22 protein-coding genes and 2 tRNA genes are annotated in these 25,005 nt (G+C 55.9%); 23 read left to right on the forward strand and 1 reads right to left on the reverse strand.

From position 1 onward, the window contains the following. Positions 1-139 precede the first annotated feature (139 nt). The 8 genes from NZD89_RS13010 to trhO all read left to right on the forward strand — a co-directional run bounded on the left by NZD89_RS13010 (position 140) and on the right by trhO (position 9,199). Positions 140-1,711 (forward strand): hypothetical protein, encoded by a 1,572-nt coding sequence (locus NZD89_RS13010; protein ID WP_268008111.1) that lies wholly within the window; start codon positions 140-142, stop codon positions 1,709-1,711. Between the two features lie 12 nt (positions 1,712-1,723). Next, on the forward strand, positions 1,724-3,520 hold the full coding sequence (uvrC, locus tag NZD89_RS13015; RefSeq protein WP_268008112.1) for an excinuclease ABC subunit UvrC: 1,797 nt from the start codon (positions 1,724-1,726) through the stop codon (positions 3,518-3,520). A 201-nt stretch (positions 3,521-3,721) separates the two neighbouring features. Next, positions 3,722-4,348, forward strand: coding sequence for a succinate dehydrogenase cytochrome b558 subunit (locus tag NZD89_RS13020; protein WP_268008113.1), 627 nt, complete (start codon positions 3,722-3,724; stop codon positions 4,346-4,348). A gap of 15 nt (positions 4,349-4,363) precedes the next feature. Continuing rightward, on the forward strand, positions 4,364-6,124 hold the full coding sequence (sdhA, locus tag NZD89_RS13025) for a succinate dehydrogenase flavoprotein subunit (protein WP_268008114.1): 1,761 nt from the start codon (positions 4,364-4,366) through the stop codon (positions 6,122-6,124). Continuing rightward, positions 6,121-6,897 (forward strand): succinate dehydrogenase iron-sulfur subunit, encoded by a 777-nt coding sequence (gene sdhB / locus NZD89_RS13030; protein ID WP_268008115.1) that lies wholly within the window; start codon positions 6,121-6,123, stop codon positions 6,895-6,897. The genes sdhA and sdhB overlap by 4 nt, the downstream gene beginning before the upstream one ends. Before the next feature lie 92 nt (positions 6,898-6,989). Next, positions 6,990-7,610 carry a hypothetical protein gene (locus NZD89_RS13035; RefSeq protein WP_268008116.1) on the forward strand — a complete coding sequence of 207 codons (621 nt, stop codon included), beginning with the start codon at positions 6,990-6,992 and terminating at the stop codon, positions 7,608-7,610. 55 nt (positions 7,611-7,665) lie between these two features. Then, a complete protein-coding gene (locus tag NZD89_RS13040; protein ID WP_268008117.1) occupies positions 7,666-8,145 on the forward strand; it encodes a hypothetical protein in 480 nt (159 codons plus the stop codon). 124 nt (positions 8,146-8,269) lie between these two features. After that, complete coding sequence (trhO, locus tag NZD89_RS13045) at positions 8,270-9,199, forward strand: oxygen-dependent tRNA uridine(34) hydroxylase TrhO (protein ID WP_268008118.1); 930 nt, start codon at positions 8,270-8,272, stop codon at positions 9,197-9,199. A 97-nt stretch (positions 9,200-9,296) separates the two neighbouring features. Here trhO and NZD89_RS13050 read toward each other — a convergent pair whose 3' ends face one another. Then, positions 9,297-10,145 carry an SPL family radical SAM protein gene (locus NZD89_RS13050; RefSeq protein ID WP_268008119.1) on the reverse strand — a complete coding sequence of 283 codons (849 nt, stop codon included), beginning with the start codon at positions 10,143-10,145 and terminating at the stop codon, positions 9,297-9,299. Between the two features lie 358 nt (positions 10,146-10,503). Between NZD89_RS13050 and NZD89_RS13055 the strand changes: the two genes are divergently transcribed. The 15 genes from NZD89_RS13055 (at position 10,504) to hemA (ending at position 25,002) form a co-directional block, all read left to right on the forward strand. Then, complete coding sequence (locus NZD89_RS13055) at positions 10,504-11,688, forward strand: MalY/PatB family protein (RefSeq protein WP_268008120.1); 1,185 nt, start codon at positions 10,504-10,506, stop codon at positions 11,686-11,688. Positions 11,689-11,827: 139 nt separating this feature from the next. After that, positions 11,828-12,055 carry a helix-turn-helix domain-containing protein gene (locus tag NZD89_RS13060; protein ID WP_268008121.1) on the forward strand — a complete coding sequence of 76 codons (228 nt, stop codon included), beginning with the start codon at positions 11,828-11,830 and terminating at the stop codon, positions 12,053-12,055. A 169-nt stretch (positions 12,056-12,224) separates the two neighbouring features. Continuing rightward, positions 12,225-12,665: a MarR family winged helix-turn-helix transcriptional regulator gene (locus NZD89_RS13065; RefSeq protein ID WP_268008122.1), complete on the forward strand. Its 441-nt coding sequence runs from the start codon at positions 12,225-12,227 to the stop codon at positions 12,663-12,665. Between the two features lie 32 nt (positions 12,666-12,697). Then, a complete protein-coding gene (gene murI, locus NZD89_RS13070) occupies positions 12,698-13,549 on the forward strand; it encodes a glutamate racemase (RefSeq protein ID WP_268008123.1) in 852 nt (283 codons plus the stop codon). Positions 13,550-13,560: 11 nt separating this feature from the next. Beyond that, the gene (gene rdgB / locus NZD89_RS13075; RefSeq protein WP_268008124.1) at positions 13,561-14,148 is read left to right on the forward strand and encodes an RdgB/HAM1 family non-canonical purine NTP pyrophosphatase; all 588 of its coding nucleotides are present in this window, start codon (positions 13,561-13,563) and stop codon (positions 14,146-14,148) included. Further along, positions 14,145-14,678: a metallophosphoesterase family protein gene (locus NZD89_RS13080; RefSeq protein WP_268008125.1), complete on the forward strand. Its 534-nt coding sequence runs from the start codon at positions 14,145-14,147 to the stop codon at positions 14,676-14,678. Before rdgB ends, NZD89_RS13080 begins: the two co-directional genes overlap by 4 nt. Positions 14,679-14,745: 67 nt before the next feature. Continuing rightward, positions 14,746-14,819: transfer RNA gene (locus NZD89_RS13085), tRNA-Gly, on the forward strand. A 3-nt stretch (positions 14,820-14,822) separates the two neighbouring features. Then, a tRNA-Arg gene (locus tag NZD89_RS13090) sits at positions 14,823-14,899 on the forward strand. A 206-nt stretch (positions 14,900-15,105) separates the two neighbouring features. After that, positions 15,106-16,398: a trigger factor gene (tig, locus tag NZD89_RS13095; RefSeq protein ID WP_268008126.1), complete on the forward strand. Its 1,293-nt coding sequence runs from the start codon at positions 15,106-15,108 to the stop codon at positions 16,396-16,398. A gap of 124 nt (positions 16,399-16,522) precedes the next feature. After that, complete coding sequence (gene clpP, locus NZD89_RS13100; RefSeq protein WP_268008127.1) at positions 16,523-17,116, forward strand: ATP-dependent Clp endopeptidase proteolytic subunit ClpP; 594 nt, start codon at positions 16,523-16,525, stop codon at positions 17,114-17,116. Positions 17,117-17,207: 91 nt separating this feature from the next. Next, positions 17,208-18,482, forward strand: coding sequence for an ATP-dependent protease ATP-binding subunit ClpX (gene clpX, locus NZD89_RS13105; protein ID WP_268008128.1), 1,275 nt, complete (start codon positions 17,208-17,210; stop codon positions 18,480-18,482). Positions 18,483-18,677: 195 nt separating this feature from the next. Continuing rightward, complete coding sequence (lonB, locus tag NZD89_RS13110) at positions 18,678-20,369, forward strand: ATP-dependent protease LonB (protein ID WP_268008129.1); 1,692 nt, start codon at positions 18,678-18,680, stop codon at positions 20,367-20,369. 93 nt (positions 20,370-20,462) lie between these two features. Beyond that, positions 20,463-22,901 (forward strand): endopeptidase La, encoded by a 2,439-nt coding sequence (gene lon, locus NZD89_RS13115; RefSeq protein WP_268008130.1) that lies wholly within the window; start codon positions 20,463-20,465, stop codon positions 22,899-22,901. Beyond that, positions 22,898-23,503 carry a ribosome biogenesis GTP-binding protein YihA/YsxC gene (gene yihA / locus NZD89_RS13120; protein ID WP_268008131.1) on the forward strand — a complete coding sequence of 202 codons (606 nt, stop codon included), beginning with the start codon at positions 22,898-22,900 and terminating at the stop codon, positions 23,501-23,503. The genes lon and yihA overlap by 4 nt, the downstream gene beginning before the upstream one ends. Positions 23,504-23,589: 86 nt before the next feature. Then, on the forward strand, positions 23,590-25,002 hold the full coding sequence (gene hemA / locus NZD89_RS13125; RefSeq protein ID WP_268008132.1) for a glutamyl-tRNA reductase: 1,413 nt from the start codon (positions 23,590-23,592) through the stop codon (positions 25,000-25,002). The last annotated feature ends 3 nt before the right edge of the window (positions 25,003-25,005 follow it).

The following is a 25,005-nucleotide window of genomic DNA, read 5'->3' on the forward strand; positions in this document are numbered from 1 at the left end:
CGACTTCCTTCAGGGGGTCGCGTTTTTTGTGTGCGACGGGCGGTTCTGTGCATTTGTTTTTTCTGGAAGGCGGCATGTCCGTCGGTATCTTTGGTATCATGAACGGAGAGTTTGTACGAGATGCGGGGGCGGCAGACACTTGCGAACGCGGATAACCGGTACTGAACGGCGGCAATGGGTCGATAAACTACTTGAGCAGTATGCATCGTTCGTCTGGACGTATCTAATAGATCACTGTGAGACTGTGCAACAGGCAGAGGACGCGTTTGTGCACGTGTTTGTTCAGGCGAGTGACCGCATTGGTAGGCGTGCGGTCAGGGAAGTATCGGATGACTGGATCCTGGCATTGCTGCAGGAGGTGGTTGCGGTCAATCCGCCGCACATTGCCTGGGAGGAGTCGGTCGACGAGGAGGAAGGCGATGACTCCCTGCAAAGAGAGCAGGCTGGGGAGTCGGCAAACGATTGTGCGGGGCGCGTGCCGGGCGCGCTCATTCGCCGGAGCGCGCAGATGATGCGTGCGCACATCGCGAGAGACGAAGCGATGCGCCACCATCGGGGGCCGCTCGGGACGAAGATCGGCGCCATCGCGGTCGTCATCGTGGGCGTTGCGGGCGTGGGATACGGCCTTTCTGACAGGTGGACGAATCCGATACAGGATCGGCCCACTGTCAGCGCGAAGTCGGGTAAGACGGCGGCTCCAGCTCCACATATCGGCGGCGATTTGCCCGTCTCGGCCGCGGCAATGTATCAGATCAGTCCGTCAGACAATCTAGATGTCACGCATTTGGCCGTGGATTCGCAGGCTGTGTATCAGGGTACCTTGGTGCTGGCGGCGGACAGCTGGCCGCGAATCGACGTCGGTCGGCACCCGTTCTCCACCTCAAATAAACCATTCGGCGTCAGCGGGAGCGATACGTACACGATGGAACTCGTTCCTCCGCTGCAGGTCAACAGCCAGGTCTCGACGTCGTCATGGCAGATCTCCGAGTGGCATATCGAAGTGATGGGGAACTGGATCGTCGGTTTGGTGACGTGGAATGACGGCCGAGCGTCCGATGCGTCCGTCGAGCAAATTTATGCGCTGTGTACGACCAATGGAAAATACAGTCTAGTTTGTACGCTAGCGCCGGAAAAGGGCATTGAGAACCGTTTCGCAGTCGCGGTCGGGGATGGCAAGATCATCGTTCAACCCGGCCTCGATGACGGATCCGGCGCGGCTCCACTGGGGTTGCCTATTCAAATCTACACCTTGCGCGGGGAGGATCCCACGCGTGCGTGGACGGAGTTGAGTCAGATTCCGGCCTCGTTTGGCCTGATGGAGTCTCCGATTGCAACCGCCGATGGAATTGTCTTTCAAGGGATAGTTGGGAAGACAGACACTAGTTCCGACAACGTGGACACGTGGTATCAATTGACGTGGAGCGGGACGTTAAACCATTATGACGGGCCGCCTGTGGATGGTCAGATGCACTGGGCGGTGGAAGGGGCTACGGGCACCCCGTGGTGGGTGGAAACTACGCCGGACGCCTCGGAGAATCACCGCGGTTATCAGGTTTCCATGGCGCAGTTGGCGAACGACAAGTCCGCCAGCCCGACGAAGAGCTTACAGAATTCGGTGTTACAATTTACGGTAGATGGTCGCGATTTAATTTGGGTTGAATCAGAAGGAAATGACGACGAGACATTAGTCGTCGCACAAGTGGATTCGTAAGGGGGGCCGACCGTGGAACAGACGCTGTCCGACAAGTTGGCGTTGTTACCCGCAAAACCGGGCGTTTATCTGATGAAAGGCCAGTCCGGTGAAATTTTGTACGTCGGCAAGGCAAAGGTGTTAAAGAATCGCGTGCGGTCGTACTTTACCGGATCGCACGACAGAAAGACCCAGGCACTGGTCGCAAATATTTGCGATTTCGAATACATCGTGACGGATACGGTCGCGGAGGCGCTGATTCTCGAATGCAATCTGATCAAGCAGCACACGCCTCCGTACAACATCATGTTGCGCGACGACAAGACGTATCCGTACATCAAGATCACCAACGAGATGCACCCTCGCCTGCAGATCGTCCGGCGCGTCAAACGCGACGGCGCTAAGTATTTTGGCCCGTATCCAAGCGCATTTGCCGCACAGGCGACGAAGCGTTTGCTCGACAGACTCTATCCCTTGCGTAAGTGCAAGACGCTGAAAAAGCAGGTCTGCCTGTACTATCACATCAATCAGTGTTTGGCGCCCTGCGAGTTTGTGGTAGAGGCGCAGGTGTATCAGACGATGGTCAAGGAGATTGCGCACTTCCTCGCCGGCGGGCACCACGAGGTCGTCGCAGACTTGCGTCAGAAGATGGAGCGCGCTGCCGAAGAGTTGAAGTTTGAGCGCGCGTCCGAGTTGCGCGATTTGATTCGCCACATCGAACAGGTGATGGAAGAACAGAAAATTACGACGCCTGACCAGATTGATCGCGACGTCTTCGGCTTCTCGGAGGATCGCGGACTCTTGAGCGTCCAAGTGTTTTTTGTTCGCGCCGGCAAGCTCATCGAGCGGTCTGTGAGCATTATGCCGCACTTCGGCGAGCCTGTGGACGACTTTGTGTCATTCGTGGAGCAGTTCTACCATGACCGCGCCGACGTTCCGCGAGAAGTGCTCTTGCCAGAGGGGACGACAAGCGAGGCCTTGGTCGAGTTCCTCGACGCCAAAGTAATTGAACCCAAGCGCGGTCAGAAGCGAGATCTCGTCAACCTGGCGACGAAGAATGCACGCCAGGCACTGGACGAGAAGCTGCAGTTGATGGAGCGCAACATGGACCGAACGCTCGGCGCCGTGCTGGAGCTTGGCGACGTCCTCGCCATCGGCGCCCCGCGGCGAATTGAGTCGTTTGACAACTCGAACATCCAAGGCGCGGATGCGGTCGCCGCGATGGTGGTGTTTATCGACGGCAAGCCCGCTAAGTCGGAGTACCGCAAATTTAAAATCAAAACCGTGGAGGGCCCGGACGACTATGCCTCGATGCGCGAGGTCATCCGGCGTCGCTACTCGAGAATGCTCAAGGAGCAGCGGCCGCTGCCAGACCTTATCGTGATCGACGGAGGGCGAGGGCAATTGAGCGCGGCGCTCGACGTGCTCGAAAATGAGCTCGGTTTGGAGATTCCCGTGTGCGGCCTCGCGAAGGACAGCCGCCACAAGACGAGCCAACTGTTTTTCATGGACGAAGAGTCGCCAGTGCATATCGACCGCCATTCGCAAGCATTCTATTTGTTGGAAAGAGTGCAGGAAGAAGTTCACCGCTTCGCCATCACATTCCATCGGCAAACGCGCAAGAAGAGCGGGTTTGCATCGGTGCTGGACGAGATTCCAGGCGTGGGACCGCAGCGGCGAAAAGTGCTGATGAAGCACTTCGGCTCGGTGAAGGCAATTGCGGCCGCGGACGTCGACGCGTTTCGCGGGATGGGCATCGGCGACAAACTGGCGGAGGAAATCCTTCGCCAAGTTCAGACCCACCTGGCTGCGGCAGAGCGTCCCACCTAGAGGGACACATTCGCGCAGGATGGCTATCTGATTCGACAAATTGCGAGAAACCAGTCGAGAAGTCGCATTGATTCCTTGACCCTGTCAAACTCAATCATTACAATCTATATGGAATTGAGGGCACCCTATCCGGTTGGCAGTCGCTTGCGACTGCCGATACATATGTTGTTGACTGGTTAGGAATGGAAGGGAGGCAACCTTGTGGCAGTGGCACAAGCCCAGAAGAAGAACCTTACGTTCTTATGGCGCCGGTTACATACACTGTCCGGTGTGATTCCAGTGGGATTGTTCTTACTGGAACACCTGTTTACGAACTCTACGGTGTTGGGCGGGCCAGCGGCATACAACGAGGCCGTTGATGCGATTCAGTCGCTACCGTTCTTGCACGTCATCGAGTTCGTCTTCATCTTTTTACCCATCACGTACCATGGTGTGTGGGGGCTGTACGTAGCCTTTGTATCCGGGTACAACGCGGGTCAGTATTCGTTTGGCCGCAACATGTTGTTCGCGCTCCAACGGATCACTGGGGTCATTACGTTTGTGTTCATTATCTTTCACCTGTGGACGACGCGCTTTTCAGGAAACGCGCCCACGTTTGACATGGTGCACAACCTCGTGTCGAACCCGGCGTACTTTTGGTTCATGGTTGTGGGTGTCGTTGCGGCGACGTTCCACTTCGCGAACGGCTTGTGGTCATTCTGTATTCACTGGGGCATTACGGTTGGCGCTCGCGCACAACTCGTAACCGCTTGGGTGACCATGATTATCTTCGTCGTGTTGGCAGGCATGGGCGTCGTATCGCTCATCGCGTTCACCCACACTGCGTAAGGAGGGGACTTCATCGTGGCAGAACAAACGATTATCGTCGTAGGCGGCGGTCTGGCTGGTCTCATGACGACGATTAAGATTGCTGAAGCAGGCGTTCCAGTGAAGTTGTTCTCGCTGGTTCCTGTAAAGCGGTCCCACTCTGTGTGCGCGCAGGGCGGAATCAACGGTGCCGTCAACACCAAGGGTGAGGGCGACTCGCCTTGGGAGCACTTTGACGACACGATTTACGGCGGTGACTTCCTCGCAAACCAACGCCAAGTGCTTGGCATGTGCGAAGCCGCTCCTGCAGTCATTCACTTGATGGATCGCATGGGCGTCATGTTCAACCGTACACCGGAGGGTTTACTCGACTTCCGCCGCTTTGGTGGAACCAAACATCACCGCACGGCGTTCGCCGGCGCATCGACGGGACAACAGCTTCTCTACGCGTTGGACGAGCAAGTCCGCCGCTACGAAGTGGCAGGCCTCGTGGAGAAGTACGAAGGCTGGGATTTTCTTGGCGCGGTCATCGACGACGAGCAAATTTGTCGCGGCGTGGTAGCGCAAGACCTTCGTTCGATGGAAATTCATTACTTCAAATCAGACTCCGTCGTCATGTGTACGGGCGGTAATGGACTCATTTTTGGCAAGAGCACCAATTCCATGATCAACACCGGTTCTGCAGGCTCGGAGCTCTATCAACAGGGTGTGAAGTATGCGAACGGTGAGATGATTCAGGTTCACCCGACGGCCATCCCCGGCGACGACAAGCTGCGTCTGATGTCCGAGTCAGCCCGCGGTGAAGGCGGTCGCATTTGGACGTACAAGGACGGAAAGCCCTGGTACTTCCTGGAAGATATGTACCCAGAGTATGGGAACTTGGTCCCTCGCGACGTCGCAACGCGTGCCATTCACAAGGTCTGCGTGGAAATGGGCCTCGGGGTCGACGGCCAAAACCAAGTGTACCTCGACCTTTCGCACATTCCGGCAAACGTTCTAAATGTGAAGCTGGGTAACATTCTCGACATCTACGAGAAGTTCGTCGGCGACGACCCGCGCAAGGTTCCGATGCGCATCTTCCCGGCCGTTCACTACACGATGGGCGGTCTCTGGGTCGATCTCGACCAGATGACCAACATCCCCGGTTTGTTCGCGGCGGGTGAGGCGGAGTATCAATACCATGGTGCCAACCGTTTGGGCGCGAACTCGCTGTTGTCGTGTATCTACGGCGGCATGGTCGCCGGACCGAACGCCGTACGCTATGCCAAGAGCGTCAAAAAATCTGTGGACAGCATTCCAGAGTCTCTGTTTGAGTCGTACCGGAAGAAATATGAGGACGACTTCGAGAGTATCCTCAAGATGGAAGGCGACGAGAATCCATATCAATTGCACCGTGAACTTGGTCAATGGATGAACGACAACGTCACTGTGGTCCGCGTGAACGACCGCCTGCAAAAGACGGACGAGAAGATTCAGGAATTGCAGGAGCGCTTCAAGCGAATTCACATGGCGGACACCTCGCGCTGGGAAAACCAAATGGCGCAATTCACGAGACACTTGCGCAACATGTTGCACATGGCTCGCGTGATCACCTTGGGTGCCCTCAACCGCAATGAGAGTCGTGGGGCACACTACAAGCCAGAGTTCCCGGACCGCGACGACGAGAACTTCTTGAAGACCACGATTGCACAGTTTACTCCAGATGGTCCGAAGCTCTCGTACGAGGACGTCGACGTGTCTTTGATCAAGCCCCGTCTTCGTAACTATGCCGTGAGTAAGGAGGCGACGAAAGAGTGAGCGTCAGCAGCGAAGCAGTCGCAACAGCAACTCGAACCGTCCATCTGATCATTGAGCGGCAAAAAGATCCGACTTCCGCGCCGTACAAGGAAGAGTTTGTCGTTCCTTATGTACCGGGGATGAACGTCATCGCCTGTTTGATGGAAATCCAGCGGAATCCAAAGGACAAAAACGGCAAGGCCGTAGCACCAGTCACTTGGGAAATGAACTGTTTGGAAGAGATCTGCGGCGCATGTACGATGGTGATCAACGGTCGTCCGCGCCAGGCTTGTTCCACGCTCGTCGACAAGCTCGAACAGCCGATCACCGTTCGTCCGATGCGGACATTTCCCGTCGTACGCGACTTGGTCGTGGATCGCAGTCGCATGTTCGACGCACTGAAAAAGGTCAAGGCGTGGGTGCCTATCGATGGCACTTATGATCTCGGCCCTGGCCCACGGATGTCCGCTAGGGACCAGCAGACGGCATACGAGTTGTCCCGCTGTTTCACGTGTGGTGCGTGTGTCGAGGCGTGTCCGAACGTCAACGACAAAAATTCGTTTATTGGGCCATTCGCCATTTCTCAGGCGCGGTTGTTTAACATGCATCCAACTGGCGCAATGAACAAAGAAGACCGCCTCGAGGCTCTGATGGCGGAAGGTGGAATTCAGGAGTGCGGAAATGCGCAAAATTGCGTACAAGTTTGCCCGAAGGGCATTCCGCTCACGACCTCCATTGCCGCGATGAACCGTCAAGTCACGTATCGCGCGCTCGGCGCTTGGCTGCGTAAGTAAGCAGACTTCAGACGAGGCCCCTTCGGGCCTCGCCTTTGGTTTTAGGTTCCAATCCGCATGGTCATACTGTGACGGAGAGGAAGTGACCATGCGTGTGGAATCGAAAGTTTGAAGCTGCAATGATCATCGCCATGGGCGGTTTTACGACGCTTGTCGTCGGCTCCTACATACACGACATGCAGAGCCATCAAGAGGATGGGATGAGTCGCCAAGTTAGCCAGCTAGCACATCGGGTGGGCCATTGGATGCTTCAGCACAGCAGTCCTGACCCCGCTTCTGGCACGGGATCTGAGGTGGCGACCATGGCTTTGCCGAACATGGGCTCGCTCGGGGGCTCGGCAAATTCGACCACCTCTAATGAGGGGGCAAATCAAGCTCCTCTGTCGTATGCGGATGACCAGCGCCTGATGAGCATCGCCAAGTCGTTGTCTGGTGAGTTGACACAAGCGGATTGGGATGCCATGGCCAAAGCGGTCGAGACGCAGGACTCGACCGAAGCAGCGAAGACGGTGAAACAGATCTTGTGGTCGAAACTGTCGACGGAGGATCAAACCTGGGTACAAGCGCACTTCCAAGGGAAACAAGCGTTTGGCCCCGAGGATATCACCCTTGTTAAAGATGTGATTCAGGACGTTCAGAGTATGCTGACGCCAGATGAGCGGACTCTTTTACGGGAACAGCTGTCTCATCTGGGTGTAAACATAGGCCAGTGAGGTGTTCGACAAGGGCGTGCACCGCTTCTGGTAGACTTTCCTCGAGTGGGGGATCATGATGAATACAGAAACGATGCTAGTCCGTCGGAGAAAGCGGCAGACATCGAGCTTTATCACGCTCGTCGTCGCCTTGCTCATTCTAATCGTAGGCAGTTTCTTTCTCTTGCGGCCCGTGATGAAAAACCAGAACACGCCCGTTGCTGTCACGCAGCGATTTATTGGTTTTGTCGAATTGAAACAGTTCGATGATGCGCGCAATTTGATGACGCCGGCGTTTCAAAACACGGCTGGATGGCATGGTATGCTCTATTCCTTGTATGGTTCAATTGATCCAGCAGAAGCCGGTTACCAACTCGTGGCGGAGAAGGATGGTATTGCTCAAGTGCAGTTCTCCAACGAGTCTGGTGGGTACCTGTACCTGAAACAGGTGAACGGCCAGTGGCGTGTAGCGAGCCCGAATGAGCTTCCTGCGTCCGTGACGGGAACTCAGGGAACCGGCACGACGACGAGCAGTGGGACGACAACTGGACAGTAACAGGTCGTTTGTGACGCCGATCCCGTCGGGATCGGCGTTTTTTTTCGCCCTCGACCAGCGGGACGAGAGGCCGGTTTTGTGGTATCATTAAGGATTGAGAACGTTATGGGGGTGATTCGCACACATGAAGGACTATCAAATCCTTTTGTACTACATGTATACGCCGATTGAAGATCCTGAACAATTCGCGCGCGACCATGCTGCGCTTTGCGAATCACTGGGTCTTCTTGGCCGAATTATTGTCGCTTCTGAGGGGATCAATGGCACGGTTTCTGGGCTGGTGAAATCGACCGAAGCGTATATGCAGACGATGCACGCGGACGCTCGATTTAAAGATATGGTGTTCAAAGTTGACGACTCTGACACACACGCCTTCAAAAAGCTGTCTGTGCGTCACAAGCCTGAAATTGTCAATTTTCATTTACACGAAGATGTCGATCCGCGTGTTGAAACGGGGAAAAAACTCAGTCCAAAGGCGTTTCACGACATGCTCCAGCGGGATGAAGTCGTGGTGATTGATGGACGAAACGACTATGAGTACGAGATTGGTCATTTTCGCAAGGCAATTAAGCCGGACGTAAAGGCATTCCGCGAGTTCCCGCAGTGGTTTGAGCAGCACCGGGACGAGTTTACCGGGAAGACCGTACTCACGTACTGCACGGGAGGCATCCGTTGCGAGAAACTCTCCGGCTTTCTCGTTCGCGAGGGACTGCAGGACGTGTATCAGTTGGACGGGGGTATTGTCACGTACAGCAAAGATCCCGAGGTGCGCGGGCACTTGTTTGACGGCAAGTGTTATGTGTTTGATGAGCGAATTGCCGTGCGGATCAATCATACGGACGAAGACGTCATTGTCAGCCAGTGCGAACACTGTGGCAAGGCATCGGACAGGTACATCAACTGCGGGTATCTAGACTGCCATCGCCAGCACATCTGCTGCGAGTCCTGTGAGCAGGAAATGCGCGGTTTCTGCAGTACGGAGTGCGAAGCGCAAGCGAAGGCGAACGACCGGGTCGATCCGCTGGTGGTACATCTCCAATCCACGCTTGGCTAAGGTTAATAACGACGACTTTGACGAGTCCTCACGGCGCGGCTGTGAGGACTCGTTTTCGCGTTCTCCCTCCGCTTTTGCCGCACATCTTTCAGCATCCTCACGCATTCCTGGGGCCTGTTCGCAGCTTCGGGGGCAAGAAGCCGTTTTTGCTCAAGAAGACATGCCGACAGCCAAACTGCTCCACGAATTGGCGGTGCAGTTCACCAATTTTTTCTCTGCTGTACCACTCGCTCAGTTCCGATGGCCGATAGAGATCGGCAACGTGCAGCCCGGTTGACCGTCGCCCTTGAGCTCCGTCCCCTAAGAAGTAGTCGTCGATGACCACATTCTCGGTCACCTGTCGCAACCTATCGGCGAATTGGTCGCTCGACGGCAGCAGCGGCGCCACGGCCACTTGGGTGCGCACGCCGCGTTCGCGCAAGGAATCGAGTGCGCATAGCCGCGTTTCAATTGGCGGAGCGTAAGGGGCAAACCGGCGTCTCACGTCCTCTACATCCGTTTCGATGGTCATGCTGACGAGCGCCTTGTCACCAAGCGAACGAATGAGTTCGGCGTCGTCCGTCACGAGCGGAGATCTCGTCTGGATGAACAGAAAATCGATGTTCGCTGGATCGGCTGCGATCACTGTGAGGATCTGGCGCGTCCTGCGAACGCGCGCTTCGATGGGCTGATATGGATCTGTGCTTGAGGACATAAAGATATTTACGCTTCCGCGCCGACGTGCGAGGTTCAATTCGTGTCGAAACGGCGCGTCGTCGATGTGCTTGACGTCGACGTAGCTCCCCCAATCGCCTTCGTGAAAGCGAGCCACAGGCAGAGCTCGAACGTAACAATAGTTGCATGCGTACACGCAGCCCACATAGGGATTCAGGGTGTAATCGTAGGCGCCGAGATAGCCGTTTGCCTTTGTCAGCAGTCGTCGTGGATTCGTGTCTCCTATTCTCACACGGCTCGTGGCTACAACACCTCCAGAACATCAGCATGGTTGATAGGGTGATAGGTTGGTAGGGGGAGAGCGCTCGCGCGCGTTCGTCAATCGTCCTCGGAATGGAGCTCGCGCAGCGGAGAACGGGCCACCATTTGGTCGCAATCAACACGGAGGGCTTGACGCGCAGGCGGGAGAATCAGATCTTCCTAGCGTTCTCTTTTGGACCCGGGTCACGTTTTGCCACTCCAAGACACCACTGAATTCGATTCCACTCCAACTTCCAACAAATCCTTGACTGTATGATAGATTATACACAGTACATGTTGGACATGTATCACTCGCAGGAGCAGGTTGGGGAGAAACGGAGGACATACACGTGGCATATGATTTTGATTCCGTCATTTTAAGGCGCCAAACCGGGGCGTCGAAGTGGGATACATTAGCGGAACGATTTGGCAAGGATGACGTCATCCCGATGTGGGTTGCAGATATGGATTTTGCCTCGCCTAGTTGTGTCCAAGAGGCGCTCGTCGAGCGGGCGAAACACGGCGTGTATGGATACGCTGTCCGCACGGACGAGTATTTTGACAGCATCATCCACTGGATGAAGGAGCGACACGGTTGGACCGTCGAGCGGGAGTGGATTGCCTCGGCAACGGGTGTCGTCCCAGCGCTGACCGTGATCGTCCAGGCATTTACCCAGGAGGGTGACGGGGTGCTGATTCAACCCCCTGTGTACTACCCATTCAAGCGCGTGATTCGCGCCTGGGGTCGCAATGTCGTGGAAAACCCATTGGTTTACCGAAACGGTCACTACGAAATCGATTTCGATGACCTCGAGGAAAAGGCCAAAGAGGCCAGAGTGATGTTCCTTTGCAGCCCGCACAATCCGGTCGGTCGCGTGTGGCGAGAAGACGAGCTTCGCCGCATTGGGGAGATCTGCTTGCGCCACCAAGTGCTGGTGGTCGCGGACGAAATTCACGCTGACTTGGTCTACAGCGGCTTTCACCACACCCCGTTTGCCAGTTTGTCCGAGCAGTTTGCGGCCGCTTCCATCACTTGCGCGGCGCCGAGCAAGACCTTTAATCTCGCTGGCCTCAATACGGCGTATGTCGTCGTGCCAAATGCGGCCCTCAAGTCCCGTTATGAACTGATGTTGGCGAAGGCGTCGATGGCATCCGTCAACGTGTTTGGCGCCCACGCGTTGGCCGCAGCGTACCGCGAGGGTGGGCCGTGGCTCGACGCGTTGATGGATTATCTCGAAGGGAACTTGCGGTACTTAAAGGACTTCGTCGGACGGCACATCCCTGAGCTCAAGGTCATCGAGCCGCAAGGTACGTATCTCGTCTGGGTGGACTGTCGGGCGTTAGGGTTCGAGCGCGCGGCACTCGATCACTTCTTCGTTCACGAAGCGGGTCTGGCGCTCGACGAAGGTCACTTGTTCGGGGAGGAAGGCGTCGGGTTTCAGCGCATCAACATCGCCTGTCCGAGGTCGGTGCTCGAGCAGGGACTTCAGCAATTGAACGAAGCGGTGGAACGGGTGGTTCGCAGGAAGGCCTGAGTCGCCACACCCGGCCTGCCCAGTGGGCGTGATTTCACGCCCATCGTACGGTTTTGCGGCACGCCCTTGACGACGATTTCATACTATAACCTGACTGTATCCCGCTCTTGTATTCAATTGCACAAGGAGGGATAAGGGGATGTCTTCTGGAAAGGACGCGCGCGTGAAATCGTTATTGACAAACCGGGAACGGGAGGTGTTTGAGCTCCTCGTTCAGGATAAGACCACCAAAGAAATCGCCGCGCAACTCTTCGTCAGCGAAAAAACAGTGCGGAACCACATCTCTAACGTGATGAAGAAGTTGAACGTAAAGGGTCGATCCCAAGCGGTGGTTGAGCTGGTCCGTCTCGGTGAGCTGACGATTTGAAACGAACACCCCTACTTTTCACGTAGGGGTGTTTTGCGTGGAAGGATTCCGCCCTTCGATGTCTAACTTTTATGCGAGATGCCATCGTTCGGACAAGCTGTGCGCATTGACCACAGAAATTGTCGAATGGTAGTATCTAAGCTATCTGTACATGAGCGGGGTGCGTGCGGTGTCGCAGGAGTACTCGGATTACGTGGTCGAGATCGAACATTGTCTTCGGTCAGTCGCCGCAGCTGTCCGGCGAAAAGGGCGCATGCTCCTTTCCGACTATGGGCTGACCTCTCCTCAATTCGAAGCGCTTATCGTGTTGGACCGAGAAGGGGAGTTGACCATTGGGGAATTGAGTGGAAAGCTGTATTTGGCATACAGTACGACGACCGACTTGGTTGATCGACTCGAGAAGTCAGCCTACGTGACGCGTCAGCGCTGCTCTGAAGACAGACGTGTGGTACGGGTGCGGCTCGAGCCACATGGCGTCACATTGATTGAGGGCGTGTTAGACGCGCGCCGGAACTATTTGAACTCTGTGTTGGCATCGGTCGATACGGACACGCGAAAGACCATCCTGGATTCACTGGAACTGCTACATATGAATATGGCTAATCAATAAAGTTGGGTTTTTAGACGGCAAGGAGCGTTACCATGAAGGCGTGTGAACTGCCCATCGGGGTATTTGATTCTGGGGTTGGAGGCTTGACGGTAGCGCGTGCGATTCAAACACAACTACCGCAGGAGTCGGTGATATATTTTGGCGACCGCGCGAGGTGTCCCTATGGGGATCAAGCGCCGGAGGACGTCCTGCGTTACGCGATAGAGATCTCGGAGTTTTTGTTGGCTCAGCCGGTCAAGTGCATCGTGATCGCCTGCAATACCGCCACTGCTGTGGCGTTGCCCACGCTCCGGTCGATGTTCTCGGTGCCGGTCATCGGCGTCATTGAACCGGGCGCGGCAGCGGCTGTGGCGACGACGAGGAATGGACGAATTGGCGTCATCGGGACAAGTGTTACGATTCAAAGCCACGCGTATCGAAAGGCAATTGTAGCGCTTGATGGCGCTATGCATGTGGTCGAGCACGCGTGTCCGGACTTCGTGCCACTTGTGGAACGAGGGCAATTCGATGGTCCGGCGGTCGAGCAAGTGGTCCGCGACTCGCTTCTGGCGTTTGCCGATACGGGCGTCGATACGCTGGTGCTCGGATGTACGCACTACCCACTCCTGCAGCCGGTCATCCGCCGGGTGTTGGGGCCGCTTGTACAAGTCATTTCGTCGGCGGACGCGACGGCCAACGTGTTGATGAATCGACTGAACGTCGAGGGTTTGACGAACCCTCACGAAACCGAGATCACACAGCGGTATTTCACCACGGGCGACGGCTCGAGAATGTGGTTGGCACTCGCAAATTGGTTTGGTAAGCCGATTGCGTCCGACTCGGTGGTTCAGGTACAACTGCCCTTGCCGCTTCGTCACGTCGTCAAGCAGGCAGCAGTACAGTAGGGGGCTTATCTTTGAAACTGGTCATCGCTACACATAACGCCCATAAGCTAGAAGAATTTCGCGGGCTGCTACAGTTGCCTGGACTGGACGTCGCCATGCTCCCGCAAGGGGTGCCCGACGCGCCGGAGACGGGCACGACGTTCGTGGAGAACGCAAATATGAAGGCGCGGTTTTACGCCGAATACGTCGGGGACTGGGTGTTGTCGGACGATTCTGGGCTAGAAGTCCCGTTGTTAGGCGGTGAGCCCGGTATCTATTCGGCGCGCTACGCCGGCGTCCACGGAGATGACGCGGCAAATAACGCGAAATTGATCGCGCGATTGCATGAATGCGGGCAGACCCAGGCTAGTGCGTCGTTCGTTTGCGCGCTGGCGGTCTACCACAAGGGGAACAGGCTGGCGTCGGTCGAAGGGCGCGTCGCGGGAACGATTTTCGATCACGCCCTCGGACACGCGGGCTTCGGCTACGACCCGCTGTTTCAGCCAAGCGGCTCCACGCTGCGCTTCGCGGAGATGACGCAGGCGCAAAAGGCCGAACATTCGCATCGCGCCGCCGCCCTTCGACAACTTGCCCCGCGCTTGCAGGAGTGGCTGGATTGAAACTGTGTATTGTAAGCGATACACACGGGCGAACGGATGAGCTTCACGCGGCAGCCCTCATCGCGGGAGATGTGGATGTGTTTTTGCACGCGGGGGACGAGACGGCAGACGCGGCGTGGCTTGCGTCGTATATGAAAATCCCCGTGGTCGGCGTCGCGGGCAACTGGGACAAGCCTTCCGTTGACTACCCCTTGGAGCGAATTGTGTCGGTGGACGACGTGCCACTCTTTCTCGCTCACGGACACCGGCTGCAGGTCACGGAGTCGTTGCAACCCCTGGTTGCACGGGCGGAGTCGATGGGCGCTAGGATTGCAGTGTACGGGCACACGCACGTTTTACACGCGGGGGTACACGATGATGTACTGGTGGTAAATCCCGGGAGTTTGGCGCTGCCTCGAGGCGGCACAAAGGGCTCCTTTGTACGCCTGACGTCGACCGCCGTGCCAGGCGGTTTCGTGCGGTATCTGGTCGAACACCTGACGACGACGGCGGAAATCATCTCCAAGTTCGAATTTGTAGGCAAAAAATGATGGTCTGCGACAGTCTTGATATCCAGAGTGGTATCGTCTAAACTGTCAGGGGTAACCTCGCCGAGATGCGGGTGTAGTTCAGTGGCAGAACTCCAGCCTTCCAAGCTGGTCGCGTGGGTTCGATTCCCATCACCCGCTCCATGCGTCTCAGTAGCTCAGCAGGATAGAGCAACAGCCTTCTAAGCTGTGGGTCGGGGGTTCGAATCCCTCCTGGGACGCCACGCTGGTGCTGCCTGAGCATCCCGCAACGGGATGCTCAATTCGGTGATTAGGGTAAAAGGCGCTGGCGGGGCCATGTTTCACGGGCTCGGAACAGGGGACTGTCCTACTTGGGACATGTCATAGGCCATACATACCGATGTGGTGGCGTTTCTTGAAGATTTGGTTCGTACAGCGCGGGCCGTTGATTGTTGGGAGGAAGTATTGCATGACAGTGAAGTGGGAAAAGACGGAGGCCAATGTTGGCGTATTGGAAGTCGAGGTGACGAGTGATCGGTTTAAGACAGCTCTCGACGACGCCTTCAAGAAGGTCGTTAAAAATGTAAATGTTCCAGGTTTCCGCAAGGGAAAAGTGCCTCGTCGAATTTTTGAACAACGATTTGGCGTGGAGGCACTGTACCAGGATGCGGTAGACCTGGTTTTGCCAGAGGCATATGAGCAAGCTATCGCCGAGACGGGCATTCAACCAGTGGATCGTCCGTCCGTCGATTTGGTTCAAGTAGAGAGCGGCAAGCCGTTCGTCTTCAAGGCGACGGTCACGGTGAAGCCGGAAGTGCAGCTCGGAGAGTACAAAGGGATTTCCGTCGAGGACAAAGCTTTTGACGTGACGGATGAGTCCATCGAAAACGAAATTGAACAGGTACTCAAGGGTCATGCGTCTGTGGAAGTCGTAGAAGATGGAGAAGTGCAAAACGGCGATACGGTCAGCATCGACTTCCTGGGCAAGGTCGACGGCGAAGCGTTCGAGGGTGGCGAAGCCGAGAACTTTGAACTGGAGATCGGGTCCGGTACCTTCATCGGCGGGTTTGAAGACCAGCTCATCGGGATGAAGACCGGGGAGGAGCGCGACATCGAGGTTACGTTCCCGGAAGATTACCACGTGAAGTCGCTGCAGGGGAAAGCAGCTACGTTCCACGTCGTGCTGCACGATGTGAAACGCAAAGTACTCCCTGAGTTGAATGACGAGTTTGTACAAGAGGTCAGCGAATTCGATACGGTGGACGAATACCGTGCGGACCTCAAGAAGCGGCTCGAAGAGCGTGCGAAACAAGACCATGACCGCTACGTGGAAGACGAAGTGGTAAAACAGGTTACGGCCAACGCGACCATCGACCTGCCAGAAGTCATGGTCAACCACGAAATTGACCACCAGTTGAACTCGTTTGCGCAACAACTGCAAATGCAACAAATTCCGTTTGACGCATACCTGGAATTCACGGGCACCAGCGTGGACGAACTTCGTGCGCAGTTCCGCGAAGCTGCAGAACAAAGCGTTCGCACTGCACTCGTGTTGGAAGCCATCACGGCAGCCGAAAACATTCAAGTGACGGACGAAGAAGTGACTGCGGAGCTCGAAAAGGTCGCCGCGAATTCCGGTCTGGACCTCGACCGCGTCCGTCAGCTCATGAGCGTTCGCGACCCGAACCTGGAATCGTTCAAACGCGACTTGGCTTCGCGCAAGACCATCGAGTTGCTCGTTCAAAATAGCAAACTCGTATAAACTGCGGTACACTATAGAAGTGGAACACTGTAGCTAACTGAATGCTCGTTGTATGCTCAAGACAAGGGGACGTTGTCTCCTTGTCTTGTCACACACTCGGCATGCTTCGCGGGGAGGAGTCGCAATGAGTCTAATTCCATATGTGATTGAACAGACCAGTCGCGGTGAGCGTTCGTATGACATATACTCGCGCCTGCTCAAAGATCGAATCGTGCTTTTGGGAACGCCAATCGACGACAACGTGGCGAACGCCATCGTGGCTCAGTTGCTCTTCTTGGCGGCCGATGACCCGGACAAGGACATTCAACTGTATATCAACAGTCCCGGTGGTTCTGTAACCGCAGGACTAGCCATATATGATACCATGCAACATATCCGACCTGCGGTCTCGACCATGTGTGTAGGGTTGGCTGCGAGTATGGGTGCCTTCCTCCTCGCCGCTGGAGAAAAGGGCAAGCGCTACGCGCTCCCGAATGCCGAGATTATGATTCACCAGCCGCTGGGCGGTGTGGAAGGGCAAGCCTCGGACATTCAAATCCACGCGGATTGGATGCTTAAGACGAAGGAGAAGCTCAATCGTATCTTGTCAGAGCGGACCGGTCAGCCGCTGGATCGCATCGTCGAGGACACCGACCGCGACAACTTCATGTCCGCAGAGGCAGCTTGCGCTTATGGGTTGGTCGATGAGGTGCTCACGAAAGGGTCGACGCAGGCATAACCGGAAATAAGAGACGGACACACTGCTAACAGGGTTCCGTTTTGTATTTAACGCTCTGTGTGGTAACCTCGATTTGGGGAGGGAACAATGCATGTTCAAGTTTAATGAGGAAAAGGGCCAACTCAAGTGCTCCTTCTGTGGTAAGACACAGGAGCAAGTTCGAAAGTTGGTTGCCGGTCCCGGCGTATACATCTGTGATGAATGTATTGAATTATGCAACGAAATCGTCGAAGAACAGCTGGGCGAGGAAGAAGACTTTGAACTGAAGGACGTACCCAAACCGACTGAAATCAAGTCCATTCTAGACCAGTACGTGATTGGGCAGGAGCAGGCAAAGCGTTCGCTTTCTGTCGCGGTTTACAATCACTACAAACGAATCAACGCCGGTTCGCAGAAGAGCGAAGACGTGGAGCTGGCCAAGAGCAACATCCTGCTAATTGGACCAACCGGCAGCGGTAAGACGTTGTTGGCACAAACATTGGCTAGGATTTTGAACGTACCGTTTGCCATCGCGGATGCGACTTCGCTCACCGAGGCTGGTTACGTTGGTGAAGACGTCGAAAATATCCTTTTGAAACTCATACAGTCCGCCGATTATGACATTGAAAAGGCGGAGCGCGGTATCATCTACATCGACGAGATCGACAAGATCGCTCGCAAGTCGGAAAATCCGTCGATCACTCGCGATGTTTCAGGCGAAGGCGTACAGCAGGCTCTGCTCAAGATCCTTGAAGGCACAGTGGCAAGCGTTCCGCCACAGGGCGGTCGCAAACATCCGCATCAGGAATTTATCCAGATCGATACGACGAATATCCTGTTCGTCTGCGGTGGTGCGTTTGACGGCATCGAACCCATCATCAAGCGCCGTCTGGGCAGCAAAGTCATCGGCTTTGGAAGTGCAAATGCTCAGGATCAGAAGGATACCGCCATCATGCACAACGTGTTACCGGAAGACCTCCTGAAATTCGGCTTGATTCCGGAGTTCATCGGACGTCTGCCCGTGTTGACGACACTCGATGCCCTCGACGAAGAAGCGCTCACGCGAATTCTTGTCGAGCCGAAAAACGCGCTTGTCAAACAGTTCCAGAAGCTGCTTGACATGGACAATGTGGTGCTCGAATTCCACGATGACGCGTTGGCGACCATCGCTAAAGAGGCGATTCGCAGAGGCACAGGTGCGCGTGGACTGCGCGCCATCATCGAATCCATCATGCTCGACGTGATGTACGAGTTGCCGTCGCGCGATGATATACAGAAGTGTATTATTACGCAAGACGCGGCGCTGCGTGAAGAAGCCCCGATCGTCTTGAAAAAGGACGGCAGTACGATTCCGTTCACGGTGCGAAAGTCAGAGGAAACGGCCTAAGCGTTTTTCTTAGGGCTCAGAAAAGGGCGACGGAGATGTGAACATACATCGCCGTCGCCCTTTTTCTGTCCTGTTTGAGGGTAGCGCGTGAGGTTATGTCATTCTGCGTGGACCCGGTTCGAATTCGGTGGTTTATCAGATTGGTCGCACGGAAATACTGGTCCTATTGTTTGTCACAACATTGGAGGGGACAGCATGACTGCCAGTATTCTTGCGGCCATTCAGATATTTTTCGCGGTTGTAATCGGACTTTACTTTTGGAACCTGCTCAAGTCGCAAAATCACAATAAGCACGCGATTGAGCGGGAGTCTCGTAAAGAGTTGGACAAGTTGCGTCGGATGCGGGCGATATCACTGACCGTGCCACTTGCGGAGAAAACGCGTCCGGTCACGATAGACGATATGATTGGTCAGCGCGATGGGATCAAAGCGCTGCGAGCGGCGCTATGTGGACCCAATCCACAACATGTCATCGTCTACGGGCCGCCTGGAGTGGGGAAGACGGCGGCCGCTCGGGTGATTCTCGAGGAAGCCAAGAAGAATACGCAGTCGCCGTTTCGTCCCGACGCCAAATTTATCGAACTAGACGCCACAACGGCTAGGTTCGACGAGCGAGGGATTGCCGACCCGCTGATTGGTTCCGTGCACGATCCAATCTATCAAGGTGCGGGTGCGATGGGGGTTGCGGGCATTCCTCAGCCCAAGCCTGGTGCGGTGACTAAGGCGCACGGCGGTGTGCTCTTCATCGACGAAATTGGGGAGTTGCACCCCATCCAACTAAACAAGTTGTTAAAGGTACTGGAAGATCGAAAGGTGTTTTTAGAGAGCGCCTATTACAGCAGTGAAGACCAGAATATCCCGATGCACGTGCACGATATCTTTCAGAATGGCCTGCCGGCGGATTTTCGTCTCGTAGGGGCGACGACCCGATCACCGGACGACTTGCCGCCCGCCATAAGGTCCCGCTGCGTAGAGATCTTTTTCCGGTCCCTCTCGCAATCGGAGATCTATGAGGTAGTGGTCGGTGCGGCAGAGAAACTCGAGATGCCGCTCGCAAAGAACGTTGCAACAGAGATCACCCAGTACGCGACGAACGGGCGCGACGCCGTCAATATCGTACAGGTCGCAGGCAGTGTCGCGCTCGCGGACGGGCGAACGGAGATTGGACTCGAGGACGTCGAGTGGGTCATTCAGTTTAGTAACATCAGTCCGCGGCCGGAACGGAAAATTCCCGCCGAGCCACAGGTGGGCGTCGTCAATGGACTGGCTGTCTACGGGCCACAGAGTGGTTTGCTCTTAGAAATCGAAGTCACGGCTGAACAAGCGGACCCAGGTTCAGGACGACTGACGATCACGGGGCTGGTCGAAGAGGAGACCATCGGCGGCCGCGAACGGAGCATGCGGCGCAAAAGCATGGCCAGAGGGTCGCTCGACAACGTGATGACGACGCTCAAGCGCGTGCTTAAGGTCGACCCGAGCGACTATCACATCCACATCAACTTCCCCGGCGGCATGCCAGTCGATGGACCGAGTGCGGGTGTTGCGATGGCGGTGGCCATCTATTCGGCAATGATGAAGCGGCCGGTGCTGAATACGATTGCCATGACGGGGGAACTCTCCATCCGTGGCCTCGTTCGCCCCGTAGGCGGCGTTCCGGCGAAGGTCAGCGCCGCGGTGGAAGCGGGTGCCACAGTTGTACTCGTGCCGAAGGCGAATTGGCAGGAGACGTTCCGCCACGTGGAAGGTGCGACGGTCGTGCCCGTGGAACGGGTCGAGGACGCGCTCAGGTTTGCACTTGTGGGCGGGATCGAAGAGGATTTCCCAACTACCCCGACAGAGGTTGTTCCGGGCCAGATGAGCGGTGGGTTGACCTCGGCGCAAGGTTGAGCGAGTTGCTGGTGAACTGAAGCGATTAGACTTCGCGATTTCCTTTCTGTACAATTGAGACCAATCCACGGGGAGAGCTATGGAGGTGAGGAGTTGGCTGCAGAAGAACGACATGGGCCACTCGAAGAACAAGGAACTTATCCTCTGTTGCCGTTGCGCGGTTTGCTAGTCTATCCCTCGATGGTGCTCCATTTTGATGTAGGGCGTCCGAAGTCGGTCAAGGCCTTGGAGCAAGCGATGGTCGATGACAACTTGATTGTGCTAGCCTCGCAGGAAGACGGTCAAGTGGATGAGCCGGAAGTAGATGACTTATATCGTGTGGGTACCTTAGCTCGGGTCAAGCAGATGATGAAACTTCCGAACGGGACCATCCGCGTGTTGGTCGAGGGACTGTCGCGCGCACAGATCATAAATTTTGTGAACGACGAAGAGTTTTTCGAAGTGGAAGTCTCGCTTTACAACGAGCCGGATGACGCGACGGCCAACGCAGAGATGCAGGCCATGATGCGGTCGGTTTCGCAACAATTCGAGCAATACGTGAAGCTGTCGCGAAAGTTGGACCAGGAGACGTATGCGGCAGTGGTCGACATTGACCATCCAGGGCGATTTGCAGATATGGTCGCATCGCACTTGCCTTTGAAAGTGCGGGAAAAGCAAGACATTCTAGAAGCGTTTGAAATTCAGCACCGCCTCGAGAGACTGTTGCAAATTCTCTTCGACGAGCGCGAAGTGCTGGAGTTGGAGCGCAAAATTCATCAACGCGTCCGCAAGCAGATGGAGAAGACGCAAAAGGAATACTATCTGCGCGAGCAGATGAAGGCCATTCAACGCGAGCTCGGAGACAAAGAAGGGCGCGCTTCCGAGATCGACGAGTTGCGCAGCAGGTTGGACGAGAAGAAGCTGCCGCCTGATGTGTACGAAAAGGTGGACAAGGAGATCAGCCGCCTCGAGCGCATCCCTGCCGCCTCTGCAGAAGGCACTGTCGCCCGTTCCTACATCGATTGGCTGTTGGCGCTTCCGTGGACGGAACGTGCGAACTCCGTTATCGATTTGGGTCGCGCCGAGCGGGTGCTGGACGAAGAGCACTATGGCATGGAGAAGATCAAGGAGCGCATTCTCGAGTTCATCGCCGTGCAGAAGCTCGTCAACAAGCAGGCAGGGCCGATCATCTGTTTGGCAGGGCCTCCGGGCGTTGGCAAGACGTCGTTGGCGCGGTCGATTGCCACGTCGCTCAAGCGGCCGTTTGTTCGCGTGTCGTTGGGGGGCGTTCGCGACGACGCGGAAATTCGCGGTCACCGTAGGACGTATATCGGTGCGATGCCAGGGCGGATCATCCAGGGGATGAAACAGGCAGAGGTGAAAAACCCGGTATTTCTGCTCGACGAGATCGACAAAATGGCCAGTGACTTCCGGGGCGACCCCGCGGCTGCCATGCTCGAGGTGTTAGACCCGGAGCAGAACAGCACGTTCTCCGACCATTACGTCGAGATTCCGTTTGACTTGTCGGACGTGATGTTCATCACGACTGCGAACAATTTATATCAAATTCCGGGACCCCTGCGCGACCGCATGGAGATCATTCAGCTCGCTGGGTACACGGAGGACGAGAAACTCCACATCGCGAAGCTTCACTTGCTGCCTAGGCAGCGAGAGAATCACGCGCTAAAGGGAGATAAAATCCGTGTCTCGGACGACGTTTTGCTCGAGGTGATCCGCCACTACACGCGGGAAGCTGGTGTGCGTCAGCTCAATCGGCTCATTGCAACCGTGTGTCGCAAGTGTGCGAGGGTCATCGCCGCTGGCGAAAGTAAGCGCATCACGGTCACGTCGAGTCTGCTTCGCACGTTCCTCGGTCCCCACAAGTTCGAGTACGGGCGCATTGAGGAGAAAGATGAAGTGGGCGTCGTGGCTGGGCTCGCTTGGACAGAGATGGGCGGCGATTTGCTGACCGTCGAAGTGTCTGTCGTCCCTGGCAATGGCAAGGTCAAGCTGACGGGACACCTTGGCGACGTGATGAAGGAAAGTGCGCAAACCGCGCTGTCCTACATTCGTTCGAGAGCGACACAACTACATATCCCGGCCGACTTTCACGAGAAGGTGGACATCCACATTCACGTGCCTGAAGGCGCCATTCCCAAGGACGGCCCTTCAGCCGGCATCACCATGGCTACGGCCATCGCGTCTGCCCTGACGAATCGACCAGTTCACCACGACGTGGCGATGACGGGTGAGGTGACACTCCGTGGCCGCGTGCTGCCGATTGGTGGGTTGAAGGAAAAGATTTTGGCCGCCCATCGGGCGGGCATTCGGACCATCGTCATTCCGCAGGGGAATGAGAAGGACTTGGCAGATATCCCCGAGTTGGTGCGGGAACAAGTGGAGTTCAAGCCAGTGTCTCAGATGGACGCCGTGCTCGATATCGCACTGGGGACCGAAGCGACACTCGACGAGCGCCACCCTCTGCACAATGAGGCGTGGTTTGCGGACCTCTTCGCGGAGGATAAATATTCTGGAGAGGGAACACACCAGTGATCATCCACAACTCTACGTTTGAGATCAGCGCAGTTCGCCCTAGCCAGTGGCCAGAGGGCGGACTGCCTGAATTTGCGTTTATTGGGCGCAGTAACGTTGGCAAATCGACATTGCTCAACCGACTGCTCAATCGCAAAAACCTGGCTCGAGTGTCTTCGCAGCCAGGGAAGACAAGACAGATTAATTTCTTCGCCATCAATGAACAATTTCGGTTTGTCGATCTGCCTGGGTACGGGTATGCGGCCGTCAGTAAACGGGAGCGGTCGGAGTTTGCATCGATGATCGACAAATATCTCTTGGAACGAGAACCGCTGTGCCGCATTGTCCAGTTGGTCGACATCCGCCACGAGCCGTCAAAGGACGACGTAGCGGTTCATGAGGGCCTGGCGCAGTTGGACGTTCCGCTCGTCGTCGTCGCGACCAAGCTGGACAAGATAGGTAAATCTCAAGTACCGTCACAGGTGAAGAAAATTCGCCAGACACTGCGCGCTGATGTTCCTATCTACCCAGTCTCTGCGGAAAAGAGACTCGGGTTGGATGAGCTATGGGCGCTGTTTGAGTCTGATATAGCCCAGTGGCCGGAGCACGAGGAATTGACATAGAGCTTTCACACATGGCAGTTCACCAGGAATGATCTCATTTTGTACAGGTGCTATAATATCGTGTGGAAAGAAAGGGGGACGTGACAATGCACATCGTGGTACTAGGCATGAACCACAAAACGGCGAGTGTCGAATTGCGCGAACGCGTCAGTTTGAGCGAAGACGCCCTCGAGCGACTGCTTCAGGAACTGCGCGACTCGCGCACCGTGATGGAGAGCGTTGTTCTGTCTACCTGTAACCGCACGGAGTTGTATGCACTCGTCAACAGCATTCGCGCTGGACAGGACTATTTACTTACGCGATTTGCCGGCATGGCCGGTCTCGATAAATCACTCGTGGAATCTTCTACCTATTTTATTCAAGGCGAGCAAGCTGTGGCGCACGCGATGCGGGTCGCATCCGGTCTCGATTCGGTCGTGGTCGGTGAGACGCAAATCCTCGGCCAGATGCGGACCGCATTTCAAACCGCGTTTGAAGCAGGGAACACGGGCGCCATGTTTAATCGGCTCTTTCGTGAGGTCATCCACGTGGGTAAGCGCGCGCAGGCGGAGACGACGATTGGCCAGAGCCCGGTGTCCGTCAGCTACGCGGCGGTTCAGCTCGCGAGCAAGTTTTTCGGCGACATGAGCAATCGAAAGGCGTTGGTCGTAGGAGCCGGACACATGGGGGAATTGGCACTGGTGCACCTGCACGCGCTAGGCGTTCGGCACTTGGTTGTCGCTAACCGCACCCTCGAACGAGCACAATCGCTGACGGAAACTGTGTCGGCCACGGTGATTTCGCTGGCGGACGTGGCTGGCGCACTCGCGCAGTTCGACGTCGTCATTTCCGCAACTGGGGCGCCCGGATACACCATTCAAGCCCTAGATGTAGAACTTGCGATGAAGATGCGCAAACACCAATCGATGGTGTTGCTCGACATCGCCATGCCTCGCGATATCGATCCAGCTGTGGGCGCCTTATCAGGTGCTTATCTCTACGACGTCGACGATCTCGACGGCGTCATCGAAGCCAACTTGCAGGAGCGCAAGCGGCAAGCCGCAGTGGTGGAATCGATGATAGCCGAATCGGTAGACGCGTTTTCCAAGTGGCTCACCGAACAGGAGGTCGTGCCGCTTATCACGGCGCTGCGCGAAAAGGGCTTATCGATTCAACAGGGTGTCATGGACAGCCTGTTGCGGAAGTTGCCCGATTTGACGGAGCGTGACCGCAAGGTGTTGAACAAGCACACGATGAGCATCGTTAATCAAATTCTGCGGGATCCGATTCAAAACGTAAAAGAGCTCGCGATGGCATCGGGAGACGCGGAATACGTGAGCCTGTTCGCACAATTGTTTGGCATTGATGAGTCGTCCTTGCAGTCGCCGGGCGCCTCGGTTACCGGGGCCACCGCCCACTTTGCTTCTGAAGGGACGTTTGTGGAACTCTTTCAGCGCATGCGCGGAGAGGCAAAGCGATTGTCAGAAGATAAACGGGTAATACACCCTGTTCTTCGGTGATGA

This window comes from Alicyclobacillus fastidiosus (genome assembly GCF_026651875.1).
Lineage (GTDB): Bacteria > Bacillota > Bacilli > Alicyclobacillales > Alicyclobacillaceae > Alicyclobacillus > Alicyclobacillus fastidiosus.